This is a genomic window from Phenylobacterium conjunctum, from assembly GCF_042679085.1.
Classification (GTDB): domain Bacteria; phylum Pseudomonadota; class Alphaproteobacteria; order Caulobacterales; family Caulobacteraceae; genus Phenylobacterium; species Phenylobacterium conjunctum.
Genome location: NZ_JBHTLQ010000020.1, coordinates 33,975 through 45,951, shown reverse-complemented (window position 1 = coordinate 45,951; position 11,977 = coordinate 33,975). Strand labels below are relative to the sequence as shown.

The window sequence follows — 11,977 nt, the reverse complement described above, 5'->3', positions numbered from 1 at the left end:
ACAGGTCCTGGCCGACTTGCAGCAGGCGGTCGCGCACGCGAACGCCGGTCGATGGACCGAGGCCGAGCTCTATGCCCGAAAGGTTCTTGCGGCCCAGCCGCTGGACCCCTCGGCGCTGAACGTCCTCGGCACCGTCGCCATGAACACCGGGCGCTCGGCCGAGGCGATCGCATGGTTTCAACAGGCGGCAGGCGGCCAGCCGAAGAACCCGTTCATCCAATTCAATCTGGGCGAAGCTCATCGCCGGCTGCAGGCCTACGAGGCGGCGGCGAAGTTCTTCCTACAGGCCGCGGCTCTGAAACCCGACTTCGCCGAGGCCCATGCCTCTGGCGGCGACGCTTACCGTCTGATGGGGCAGGGGACGCAGGCGGAGCGCTGCTACCGCGCCGCTCTGGAACGAGCGCCCGCAATGTTGGCCGCGCTCAACGGTCTGGGCCTGTTGCGCCTCCAGAAGGGCGACGCCGCCGCGGCTGCGGAGCGCTTCGAAGCCGGCTGCAAGGCCGCGCCGGCGGGCCATCCCCTGCGGGCGATCCTGCTGGCGAACCTCGGGCTGGCGCGCCTGCAGCTCGGTCAAGGCCCGGATGGGCTGGCCCTGCTTGCCCAAGCCGTCGAAGCAGCGCCGGGGGACGCCGAGGCCTGGCGGCGACTGGCCGGCGCGCTTCGACACACGCGGGTGGCGCCCGCGACGGCCCGCTTCCGAAACATCCTGCTGCAGCTGTTCGACCGGCCGGACGTCAATCCCCGTAACCTGGCGACGGCGGCCATTGCGGTGTTGCGGCAGGAGCCGCAGATCGATCGGCTGCTGGAGTCGATCGTGGGGGCTCCGCGTGAGACTGCGCAGACGCTGGAGCGCGAGGCCGCGACCGCCACGCGGCTCGTGCAAGATCCGCTCTTCCGAACCCTCCTGACGGGCGCGCCGATCCCGGATGTCGCGATCGAGCTGCCGCTCGTGCAGCTACGAAGCGATCTTCTCGATCTTGCCGAGGCGGACCCCGGAGTCCTGGAGGAGGAGCTGGGCCTCGCCGCCGCGCTGGCCCGGCAGGCGTTCCTCAATGAATATGTCCTGTTCGCCGCGTCGGACGAGCAGGCCCGTGTGGCCAATCTGATCACGGCCCTCGATCGTGACGATATCGGAGAGCAGGGCGGCGATCTCACCAAAATCGCGATTGTCGCGGCCTATCGCCCGCTGGCCACAACGCCGCTCGCTGCGCGTCTCCAGAGCGCCGCCCTGCCGGCGCTCGCAGACCTCCTTCGCGAGCAGCTCAGCGAGCCGGCGGAGGAAGCCGCACTGCGCGCGAAGCTGCAGATTCTCAAACCCCCGACCGACGCCATCTCGCGCACCGTCCAGCAACAGTACGAGCAGAACCCTTACCCGCGCTGGACCCGCTGCAGCTTCGGCGAGCCGCTGCCCTTCCGAAGGGCGATCCAGAGCGCCTTGCCAGACCTGCCGGCCGGGGAGATCCCGGATCTCGCCCGCCCCCGCGTGCTGGTCGCCGGCTGCGGCACGGGCCTCGAGACCATGCGCGTGGCGACCACCTACCGCGGCGCCTCGATCCTGGCGATCGACCTCAGCGCCGCCAGTCTCGGCTACGCCATGCGCAAGGCGCGCGCTTACGGGCTCACCGAAATGGAACACCTGCAAGCCGACATCCTCGACCTGCCGTCGCTCGGGGAGCGCTTCGACCTGATCGACAGCTTCGGGGTGCTGCATCACATGGCCGAGCCGGCGACGGGATTGCAGGTCCTCGGCACGTTGCTCAGACCCGACGGGTTCCTCTTCGTCGGCCTCTACAGCGAGATCGGCCGGCGGGCGGTGACCGCGGCGCGCGCCCACATCGCGGCTTCCGGCTACCGTGATGACGCGGATGGAATCCGCGCCCTGCGGCGGGACCTCATGCTGGACGGCGCGCCGCCGGCCCTGGAACGGGTCATGAGCCCGGCCTCCGACTTCTGGACGCTCTCCGACTGTCGGGACCTGCTGTTCCACGTCCACGAGCATCGCTTCACGCTCCCTCAGATCGGCGAGCTGCTGAGCGCCGCCGGCCTCGAGTTTCTCGGCGTGCGGTTCGGCCATGCGGCGGACGAGGCGCGATACCTCACGGAAAACCCGCGACGGGGGGCGCTTCGCGACCTGGAGGCTCTGCACCGCCACGAGCTCCAGCATCCCGAGGTCTTCGGGGACACCTACCGGCTGTGGGCGCGTCCAAGGAGGCCAAGGAGATGACACAGCCGCTCGCGCCGCCGCATGTTGATCTCCCGAAGGAGCAGGGGGCCGTCGTCCGGCAGGCTCTCCTGGCCTTCGCCGTCTGCGCGCCCACTCTCGTGTTCGCGAGCCTCGGCTTGCCCAGGATCTTCACCTTTCCGGAAGCCCTCGACGAGCGTCTCGCCTTCGCGCTGAGGGCCGACCTCGTGATTGCGCTCTGGGTCGTGCTGGGCGTGCGGATGGTGGCCAAGGTGCGGTTCAGGTCCGCCGAGGACAACGCCGGTTCGGCCTACGGACCGCCGAGCCGGCGCCTGGCGGTGCCGAAGGCCTTCCTGCAGAACACCCTCGAACAGGCGTTCATCACGAGCGTCGGCATGCTCGCGCTGGCCACCGTCGGCGGCGAGGCCGCGCTGGCCTATATTGTCGCGACCGTGATCCTGTTCAGCCTCGGGCGCGCGACCTTCCTGCGCGGCTATCCGCGTGGTGCGGGCGGCCGCGCGTTCGGCATCGCCACGACGGCGCTTCCGGCGGTCGGCGCCTATGGATGGGTTCTCCTCGACATGGCATCGGACATGGCCGTCCTCGCCACGCGTTGAGCCACTTCCTGCGCTTCCTTCGAGGCGATCACGGCGGCCTAGGGGGCGGGTCCGCAGCAGTCGCGGGCCCCGCCGGCGGGTTCGGTGAGCGAGGGCGGATCGCCCGCCGGGCCGCCATCCGCAAGCTCCCGATCGAGCTCCTGCTCCAGGAGGGGACAGGCGGCGCTGAGGCCTTCGACGACCCGCTTCAGCCGCGCCTGCACCTGGGCCGCGGCCAGCTTCAGCTGCGGATTGTCGATGGCCTGCATCGACGCGACCGGATCGATCGCCGCCACCTCCGTCCTCCGAGGACCGAGCGCCTGCACGACGACGTGGCACGGCAGCATCGCGCCGACCTTGTCTTCCAGCTGAAGGGCCTCATGCGCCATGGCTGGGTTGCACGCGCCGAGGATGCGGTGGTCGCGGAAATCGACGCCCAGCTTGTCCTTGAAGGTCGCCCGGACATCGATCTGCGTGATCACGCCGAACCCCTCCGCCTTCAGGGCGTCGGTCGCGCGCTGCACGGCTTCCTCAAAGGCGACGGGCAGGGTCGTCGCGAAGTAGTAGGCCACTTCGATCTCCTAGCCGGGCCGGAAGGCGCCGGTCTGACGGTCGAACACGTAGCGCTGGACGAGCGCCGCGCCCTCCGTGGTCACGACGTCGGCGGTGATCGTGTTGGCGTCCGTCTCCTTCACGGAACCCAGCTTCACCCGCGGGTTGCCCTCGTACTGGAGGTAGCGCTCCATGTACGCCCTGACGTCGGCGGCGCTGAGATTCAGGTTCGAACGCTGCGAGGACCAGCCGGGACCCATGTAGCCGCAGCCGCCGCACCAGTTCCCGTTCCCCATCATCATGCCGCGATGCATCATCATGGGATGGCCGCTCATGTGGTTCATCATGCCCGGTCCGGGCTGCGCCAGGGCGCCGCCAGCCAGGCCGAAGGCCGCCACCGTCGCCGCGAAGGCGTATGCGGTTGTCGATAGACACATTTGAGTACACCTCCGCTCGGGATGTCCGGGGAGCCCACCTCGCCGGCTCCATACAATCCTGCGCCGCGCGGCAACGGCCGCCTTGACCGAGATCAAGCCTGCGCGCGAGAGCGGGAAAGGCCGGTTCGGCCACAGCTCACCAACTCCTCGCCCGGCCAACGTCGGCGCCTATGGACGGGTCGTCGTAGCGCGGCGGCTCAGGCAGGGTGAGTAGCTGTCCGAGCCCGCCAGGGATCAGTCCGCGAGCGGGATAACCTCGCGAAACTTGCCGCCATGCCCCTGCTCCGGCGGGTCGCCGCCGCGCTCGAGCGCGACCTGTTCGAGCCCGTGCGCGGCAAGCACCTTGCGCAGGCCAGTCTCGGCCTCGCGCCAGACCGCGTCCTCGTTCGCCGTCGACGCGACTTGCAGGCGCAATTCGAGCGTTTCCGGCGCGGTTTGCGCGATCTGGAAGAGCGTGATCCCGCGGACAGCTTCGATCGGCTGACTGAGCGCCAGCGGCGCAATTCTGACCTCGCCGCGCGGTGTGCGGAAGGTGAGAACGTCGGCGGAGCGCCCTTGCACGCGGATTGCGGGCAGGGGGTTCCCGCATGGGCAGGGGTCGGGCCGCTGCACCACGCTGTCGCCGAGGTCGTAGCGCAGGATAGGCTGCACGCGGTTGGCGAGGTTGCTGATCAGGACCGTGTGCGACGGCTCGCCTGGCGCGACGGGTTGATGGTTCGCATCGACGGGCTCGAACACCACCCAGTCCGCATTGACGTGCAGCCAGCCTTCGCCGCACATCGCGCTCATGAACACGCATTCCGAGGCGGCGTAGCTGTTGCCCACCTTGGCGTCGAACGCCCGGGCGATCCGGCCGTATTCGGCCTGTGGCAGGCCCTCGGCCGAAAGCGCCAGGAGCACGGGATGGATGGCGAGCCGGCCGGCCTCCTGCTCGTTGGCGAGCATAGCGGCGATGCTGGCATAGGGCGCAAGCATCGCCGGCTGGAAACGGTTCAGACGATCGACCAGTTCAGTCATCGGCATGTGGGCCGAAAGCACCTCGAGGCGCTTCCCCTGCCGTTTTTTGAGGCGGGCGGCGGCGACCGCCGAGGCGAAGTGGCCGCCCGTCGCCATGACCATCGCAGTCCGCCCGCGCCGCGCGATGATCCTGAGGATATCGCCGGGACTCAGCCAGCCACCGATCCAGCGGAGCATCATCGCGGTCACGACCGCCATCGTGCGATCGTCGGCCAGGAATATCCCGCGCCGACCGGTCGTGCCCGACGTGGTGTAGAGCGTGTACTTTCCCAGGAACCGCTCACCGATCCGAGCCGGGTCGTCGACGACGGCCTCCACGGCTTCGAGCGTTACCGCGCGGTCTGTGCACCAGTCGTCGAAGCGCTCCATCAGCGTCTTCTTATCAGTGACCGGGAGGCCGCACGGATCTTCGATGCGGTCCGGAAGATCGCGGTAGAGCTCGCGGTAGTAGGGCGAATGCTGGCGCGCAAACGCGACCATGTCGGCGAGGCGGGCGCGCTGGCGGCGTTCAATGCCCGCCCGATCGGCTTTGGCGGCTCTGCGCGTATCGAGCAGGATGCTCTCGGCCATCAGGTTCGGCCTCCGAAGGCCGGGAAGCCTACGACCTCAAGCCGCTAGAGGATCAAGCCGCTTATTCGCGCACGTCAGACCGCGGCCAACGAACTTCGCGAGGAGCCTGGCCCCGAGGCGGCCGGATCGATCCGCTCTCGCCAAGCGTCTGGCGCGTCATTCAAGAAGAGGGTATTTCTGTCTCGCTCTATGTTGCTGATATTGCTTGGCAATTTCCGATAACGAACCTTAGGCGCAACAATTTTTGGGCCCGGGCCAGCCCAGTTTTCGACATTATCGATAATTCCACGTCCTCTACCTCGGCTCGAAATCCGCCCAGACCCTCGCGTGCGCCTCGCCAATGGTCCTGGCCGAGGCCACGGTGACGCCGGATTGCTTCGCGAGCGTGGGCCAATCAGCGACCGCAGCTCGGACCTCGTCGATCACCGCGGAGACCTGTCTGGGGGTATAACTGTGCTTTTCGCCAAGGCCCGTGATATGGGCGCGTGTCGGCCGTCGCCCTTCGCCCGCGATGTCCATGTAGTGCTCGCCGCCGGGCCCTGGCGAATAGGTCAAGTCGTAGGCTGGCGCCAGCCGCCAGTCCCCCGCAGAATCCATCAGATAGGCGTGCTGGCGCGTGTGGTCGTCGCGGTTGGAGGTCAGGACGTTGAACACCATCCGCCGGAACGCCGCCGCCACATCGTCGGCCCGGCGGGTGATCGCCCTCGTTGCTCGCAGGAACATGTCATAGCTGGCCGATGGCACGCTGGCGGGCGCCTCGATGGCGCCGGCCAACGACAACATGTGCAGTCGTCCTCCGCCATCAGTCCGGTCAAACCGTTCCGCCGCGAAATAGCCGGGGCCATGTCGGGCCTCGATCAGACGGTGCGCGCTCAGCTTTAAGCCGGCCGCCTCGGCCATCGCGGCATAGGCTTCCTCGATGGGGCCGATGTCGATCGGGTCCTCGGGCGCGCGGAATTTCACTAGCCAGGCGACGTGGCCGGCCGCGATCTCCCCCTCGCCCACCGAGACGCCCCCTTGGCCATCGAAACCCACATGCACCTTCGGCCGCGCGCCGCCAGAGCCGCCAGCCAGGCCCGCCAGGGTGTCGGCCAAACGGGCTTCCTCGCCGGTCAGCAGCGCCGTGGCCTGCTCGGCCAAGACGTCGAGATCCAGAGTCTCCACATCCTCGGGCGGCGTGGTCGAGGGCTCGAACACCAAGGCGCCGCGGCCGTGATCGCCGATCAGGGCGAGACGCTCCAGCGGCGTCAGGCTCGCGATGTCGACGCCCAGCTTGGCGAGGCGCTTGCGCATCAACAGGTAGCCCCACCCCTCGGGCAGGCTGTCGGCAAGGAAACCGTGAAGCCCGTCAAAGGCGCGTCCGCGCGCCGCCTGCAGCCCGACCTCGGGCGGGTACAAGAGCCCCGCAACAATCAGCTTGCGCGCGATCACCTCCCGGGACCACTCCAGCTGCGCCAGGCCAGCGTCGATGGCGAGGCGTCCGACAGGCAGGCGCGGCCGGATCGGATCGAAGGCGAGCGAGATGGAGAGCGGCGTGCCGGGCGCCAGCTTCATGGGGACTTTCCGTGTCGGCGCGCGCGCTGACGGGGCCTGGGCTTCGCCGCTGAAGCCTGTCGCGTGAGGAGATCGTCGAGACTGCTGGCGGCCGGCGCCGGGAAGAGCTGGGACAGCCCCTCCTCGCACCTCAGGGCGATGGCGGCATTGACCAGGGTGTCTATCGTCGCCTGCCCGTCGATTTCCAGGCGCCGCCAGGTGCGAAGACCGATGCCGGCCCGCGAAGCGGCTTCATTCTGTGACCAGCCCTGCCCGATCCGACGTGCCCGGATAGCCTCGCCGAGTTCATGGAGGAGCTCCTGTGGGGTCTTCAACATGAGGCCGTATATGGCCGTTTACACCTATTTTGTCAACCAAATAGGCCAAACATGGCCCGTTTCGGAATCAGCTTGCCGCGCCGGTGCGTCGCATTAGTGAGGTCGGGTACAAACTGCGCCGCTTTGGGGGTGTGGCGCATAGCGGAGCGTCGCCAGACCGCGAGCGTTGTCGGCCAACGCAAAGTTGATGGTTGGCCTCATAGGGCCGTCGGCGACTTCTTCATCGAGGCCCACAACGCCGATCCAAAGCGCTTCACGTGGACCATGTCCGCCGATGACATCCTCGCCTCCATCGAACGCTTCTGTGTCTACAATAACCCAACGAACTTCTGAACCAGGACACTAGGTGTCTGATCCATCTGGCGCGTGAGCCCAACCGCTCAGCCGGCGCTCCGTTAGTCGCCCGCGCGCGGCGACGGCTGAGCTGGCGGGGAGATCGATCGTGAGGCTGGCCGACCTAAACAAGAGCATTTGGGCGCGTGAAGCTAAAGGCGCTTCAGAATAGCTTTCATTTGCGCGATCTCGCGCTTCTGGGATTCCACGATCCCATTGGGGCCGAAGCAAAGTTCGCGGATCTCAGCATCCTTGATGGGTGCCTGGCTGCACATCAAAATCGCACCGGAGTGGTGCGGTATCATTGATCGAACGAACTGCCGGTCGCCTACGAACCCCTGCGCGCGTATTCCTGCGAACGAAAGGACGAACACCATGGCGAAGGCGACGTACAGCAGGAGGTTGAGCTTGGTGTTTTTGTACATCGACTTCATTGTCAGCAGCATCACAACCGCCATCGGCGCCCACATCACCAGCGCCATATAGAAGAAGTTGATGTTCTGAACGAACTCGCCCCAACTCGAGATCATCGCGAACATGGCGACATACATGATGACGAAGCTCAAGGCGAGATTGAGCGCCAGCATCTTGTAGTGATGCTGCATCATCTGGCGATCCATTGACCCCCCACCCTTGTGCTCTGCCTCCACGTCACCTCTCCTGTCCGACTCATTTTCTAGATTGTGGCTTCGCCGCAGATCTATCGACTACAACGCCGCTTCATGGCCGAGGTTCAAAGCCGGAGCCGCGATGCACAAGAGCACGCAGGATCGGAAGTTGGTCAGCAGGCGCGGCGGGCCCGTTATGCGGACTATGTGCCCAGGCTTCCCACTTGCGTCCTGCGGTCGCAGAGGTCGCATGAGGGGAAATGGCAAGGCGCTGCGTATTCTCTCAAGGGACAGCGTTCAAACCTCGGGGATACCCAATGAATCACAGAAGCCTTTCCATCGCCGGCCTCGTCGCGGGCGCAGCCTTGCTGGTCGCCGGGACCGCCTCGGCCCACGCCCACCTGGTCAAGTCGAACCCGGCCGCCAATGTTACGGTGGCTGCGCCGAAGACGATCACGCTCACCTTCAACGAAAAGCTGACGCCGGCTTTCTCCGGATTCGAGCTGGAGATGGGCGGCGGCATGAAGATGCCGGTGAAGACCACGGTCTCGAAGGACGGCTTGTCCATCGTCGGCACGCCCCAGGGCGCGCTGATGGCCGGCGCCTACAAGGTCACCTGGCATGCCGCGTCCTCCGACGGCCACAAGATGAATGGCGACCTCGCCTTTACGGTGAAATAGAACGTGCTTGAGCCTGCGGTCATCTTCCTCAGGCTGGTTCAGTTCGCAGGGGCGATGATCCTTTTTGGATCATCGCTCTTCCTGATCTACGCCCTGCCCAGCGCGGGTCCTGGATCCGGGGCGCAATTGAACTGGTCCCGGTCCTTACTGGGATGGAGCGCTGGCGCCCTTTTGGGCGCCACCCTGCTCGGCCTGGCGGCGCAGACGTCAGTCCTCGCAGGATCGATTTCTGAGGGCCTGAAACTGTCGTCGCTGACCGCCGTCGTCACCACCATGTCGCTGGGCAAGGCGGCGATCGTCCGCGCGGTCGCCGCGGGGCTGGCGCTCAGCGCGGTGCTCGTGCTCCGCCCTGGCCGGCCCCTGTTCTGGCTCTGCACCACCCTCGGCGCTGTCGTCAGCGCCAGTCTCGCCTGGATGGGCCATGGCGCGGCGAGCGAAGGAGCGGGCGGCCCGGTTCATTTGACAGCCGACATTCTTCACGCGCTCGCGGCCGGGGTCTGGATCGGTGCGCTGGTGGTCTTCTTCGGCTTGCTTCACCCGACCACGGGCGACGCAAGAAATCATCACGCCGTGCATGGAGCCCTCCACGGCTTCGCCGGCGTTGGATCCGGGCTCGTAGCGGTCCTTGTCGGCACAGGCCTGGTCAACAGCTGGTTCCTGGTGGGCCCTGCGCGCATCAGCGGCCTTTGGACGACGCCTTACGGACAACTCCTCCTCTTGAAGCTGGTGCTGTTCGCCGGGATGTTGGGATTGGCTGCGGCTAATCGGTTCCGCCTGACCCCGGCTCTCGGCGCCGCTCTAGAGAACAACGAAACTCGACAGGAGGCGCTGGCCGCCCTGCGTCAAAGCCTTGTGGTCGAGACGGCGCTGGCCTTCCTGGTGCTGGGCGTGATCGCCTGGTTGGGCATGCTCGCGCCGGTGTCCGCGCAATGAACGCCCGCCGCTCCTCCCGCCATGGCGCAGCCGCGCCGAAACGGGGCGGCTGTCGACTTGGACCCTTTGCCGGCGTAGGTTCCGCGGCGATGCGGCGTCTCCTCGTCCTCTTCGCCCTCTTGGGCCTGCTCTACAGCCCGGCCGCCGCCGCCGCCGCCCAGCGATCGTGCGTCGAGGCGGGCGCCGAGATGGCTGGCATGGTAATGGCGGCGACGGCGGCCGATCACGCCGCGCCAAACGCCCCCGACCCATGCTGCGACCACGGCAAGAAGGCGATGGACGGCAAGGCATGCGCGCAGGCCTGCGCCACGATGTGCGGCGTCACCGCAGCGCTGCCGACCGCGAACGTCTATGTCGCCCCACGGCCGAAGGCGTTGGTTGTCGCCGAGCGGGTCTTGCCGTTGAAGTCTCGCCCGCCGCCCCGGACGGAGCGACCACCGAGATCGATCGCCTGAACTGTCCGCGCGACCTGCGCGGGCCCCGCTCACAGGTCGTGGCCGACACTCTTCTGAGGCCGTGACGCATGTGGGCTAGAGGACCGCAATCCCGCGGCCTCATCAGTCATTCAGGACGATTACGATGAACCTTTCCAAGCTCTTTGCCGCGACCGCCTGCGTCGCCGCGCTCACCGCCGTGAGCACTTCCGCCCTCGCGGCCTCGGCTCCAGACGGGCAATATGAGTACCGGGTGGGGCCCCCGCCCTCCAACCCGCACGACGTCTTCCGACCGGTGATCCGAACCGCCAAACCTGACGCGGCCGTCGCCGCCAAGGATTGCCCCTGCCCGATGATGCAGGGCCCGGCGTCACAGACGCCCAACGGCTGAACCGCCAAGGGGCCGCGTCCTCTTATCCCCTTGGGCGCGGTCCTGACGGGCCGCCGGCGGAGCCCCGCGCTCCGCCGGCGTGTCCCGACCGGCTTTGCTCCATGCCCCTTCGGATCCCGAACATGCGTCTTCCCATCGCCCTCGCCAGTCTGCTGGTGGCCAGCGGCGCGCAGGCCGCGCCGTTGACCTACGCCGCCGCGCTCGACGCAGCCCAGAGGACCTCGCCCAGCCTCCAGGCCCGCGCTTTGCAGATCGAGAGCGCGCGCACCGCCGCGCGCGCCGCGGGCGCGCTTCCCGATCCGAAGATCGCCTTCGGACTCGACAACTTCCCCGTCTCCGGTCCACCGGCCGGACGGTTCAACAAGGAAAGCATGACCATGGCGCGGGTCGGCATCATGCAGGACATGCCGAACGGGGCCAAACGCGCCGCCGAACGCACCCGCGCCCAGACCGACATCCAGGCCGCCGGGGCCGCCGCACAGGTCGGAGCCCGCGATGTGCGCACCGCCACGGCCCTCGCCTGGATTAACCTCTACTATGCCGAACGTCGATTGTCGGCGATCGACGAGCTGGCGAAGAGCCTCGATCCCCTGTGGAACAGCGCCCCCTCCACGGTCGCGTCGGGCGCGGCGCGGCCCGCGCAGTCCCTGGAGGTCGAGCAGATGCGGGCCGACCTGCAGGACCGGCGCAGTGAGATCCTGGCCGCCGTGGGACGCGCGCGCGCCGACCTCGTGCGCTGGACGGGCGATCCGCAGGCCGACGTCGCCGGATCCCCGCCGAGGTTCGAGGTCGATGCCACCGCACTGCGGGCCGGGCTCACCGGCCACCCGCGGCTGGCGGAGCGGGCGGCGATGACCGCGCAAGCCCAGGCCGAAGTGCGCTTCGCCCGCGCCCAGAAGCGCCCCGACTGGAGCTGGGAGCTCGCCTACCAGCGCCGAGACCCGATGTTCGGCGACATGATCTCCGCGGGCGTGACCGTGACCCTGCCGCTGTTCGCCGCCCGGCGGCAGGACCCGATCATCGCGGCCAAACTCGCCGCGGCGGCCGAAAGTCGGGCCGAAGCCGAGGCGACCCGTCGCGAACTCGCCGCCCAGCTCGAGGCAGGGCTGGCCGACTACCTAATGCGTCACGACCAATGGAGCCGGGCCAAGGACGTGCTGCTGCCGCTCGCCAAGCGGCGCGCCGACCTGGAGACGGCCAGTTACGGCGCGGGCCGCGGCGGGCTGACCGACGTGCTCCAGGCCTTCACGGCGCTCGCCAACGCCCAGCTCACCTTGCTGGACCGCGAGGCGGCGGTCGCCGCCGACGCCGCCACCCTCGTGCTCACCTACGCGAGCGACCGACCATGAGCGTTGCCTCAGCCTTCAGGCGGC

At 67.9% G+C, this 11,977-nt stretch carries 12 protein-coding genes; 7 read left to right on the top strand and 5 right to left on the bottom strand.

The window, feature by feature from the left end:
* The first annotated feature begins 16 nt into the window (after nucleotides 1-16).
* Complete coding sequence (locus ACFQ27_RS10600) at nucleotides 17-2,224, top strand: class I SAM-dependent methyltransferase (protein WP_041374519.1); 2,208 nt, start codon at nucleotides 17-19, stop codon at nucleotides 2,222-2,224.
* On the top strand, nucleotides 2,221-2,799 hold the full coding sequence (locus ACFQ27_RS10595; protein ID WP_012520514.1) for a hypothetical protein: 579 nt from the start codon (nucleotides 2,221-2,223) through the stop codon (nucleotides 2,797-2,799). The genes ACFQ27_RS10600 and ACFQ27_RS10595 overlap by 4 nt, the downstream gene beginning before the upstream one ends.
* A 38-nt stretch (nucleotides 2,800-2,837) precedes the next feature.
* Here ACFQ27_RS10595 and ACFQ27_RS10590 read toward each other — a convergent pair whose 3' ends face one another.
* The 5 genes from ACFQ27_RS10590 to ACFQ27_RS10570 all read right to left on the bottom strand — a co-directional run bounded on the left by ACFQ27_RS10590 (nucleotide 2,838) and on the right by ACFQ27_RS10570 (nucleotide 8,178).
* Nucleotides 2,838-3,350, bottom strand: a complete 513-nt coding sequence (locus tag ACFQ27_RS10590; RefSeq protein WP_377353571.1) for a DUF302 domain-containing protein — start codon at nucleotides 3,348-3,350, stop codon at nucleotides 2,838-2,840.
* 9 nt (nucleotides 3,351-3,359) lie between these two features.
* Nucleotides 3,360-3,767, bottom strand: coding sequence for a hypothetical protein (locus tag ACFQ27_RS10585; protein WP_377353570.1), 408 nt, complete (start codon nucleotides 3,765-3,767; stop codon nucleotides 3,360-3,362).
* Between the two features lie 234 nt (nucleotides 3,768-4,001).
* Nucleotides 4,002-5,354, bottom strand: coding sequence for a phenylacetate--CoA ligase family protein (locus tag ACFQ27_RS10580; RefSeq protein WP_377353569.1), 1,353 nt, complete (start codon nucleotides 5,352-5,354; stop codon nucleotides 4,002-4,004).
* 294 nt (nucleotides 5,355-5,648) lie between these two features.
* A complete protein-coding gene (locus ACFQ27_RS10575) occupies nucleotides 5,649-6,908 on the bottom strand; it encodes a type II toxin-antitoxin system HipA family toxin (protein WP_242562160.1) in 1,260 nt (419 codons plus the stop codon).
* 802 nt (nucleotides 6,909-7,710) lie between these two features.
* Nucleotides 7,711-8,178, bottom strand: a complete 468-nt coding sequence (locus ACFQ27_RS10570) for a DUF305 domain-containing protein (protein ID WP_272886651.1) — start codon at nucleotides 8,176-8,178, stop codon at nucleotides 7,711-7,713.
* Between the two features lie 305 nt (nucleotides 8,179-8,483).
* On the opposite strand from ACFQ27_RS10570, the gene copC reads away from it, so the two are divergent.
* The 5 genes from copC to ACFQ27_RS10545 all read left to right on the top strand — a co-directional run bounded on the left by copC (nucleotide 8,484) and on the right by ACFQ27_RS10545 (nucleotide 11,953).
* On the top strand, nucleotides 8,484-8,846 hold the full coding sequence (gene copC, locus ACFQ27_RS10565) for a copper homeostasis periplasmic binding protein CopC (RefSeq protein ID WP_242562162.1): 363 nt from the start codon (nucleotides 8,484-8,486) through the stop codon (nucleotides 8,844-8,846).
* Nucleotides 8,847-8,849: 3 nt separating this feature from the next.
* Nucleotides 8,850-9,779, top strand: coding sequence for a copper homeostasis membrane protein CopD (copD, locus tag ACFQ27_RS10560; protein WP_242562163.1), 930 nt, complete (start codon nucleotides 8,850-8,852; stop codon nucleotides 9,777-9,779).
* Between the two features lie 89 nt (nucleotides 9,780-9,868).
* Nucleotides 9,869-10,234: a hypothetical protein gene (locus tag ACFQ27_RS10555; protein WP_377353568.1), complete on the top strand. Its 366-nt coding sequence runs from the start codon at nucleotides 9,869-9,871 to the stop codon at nucleotides 10,232-10,234.
* A 124-nt stretch (nucleotides 10,235-10,358) separates the two neighbouring features.
* Entirely contained in the window at nucleotides 10,359-10,604 is a 246-nt protein-coding gene (locus tag ACFQ27_RS10550) for a hypothetical protein (RefSeq protein WP_242562165.1), read from the top strand.
* Nucleotides 10,605-10,726: 122 nt separating this feature from the next.
* Entirely contained in the window at nucleotides 10,727-11,953 is a 1,227-nt protein-coding gene (locus tag ACFQ27_RS10545; RefSeq protein ID WP_377353567.1) for a TolC family protein, read from the top strand.
* Nucleotides 11,954-11,977: the final 24 nt, after the last annotated feature.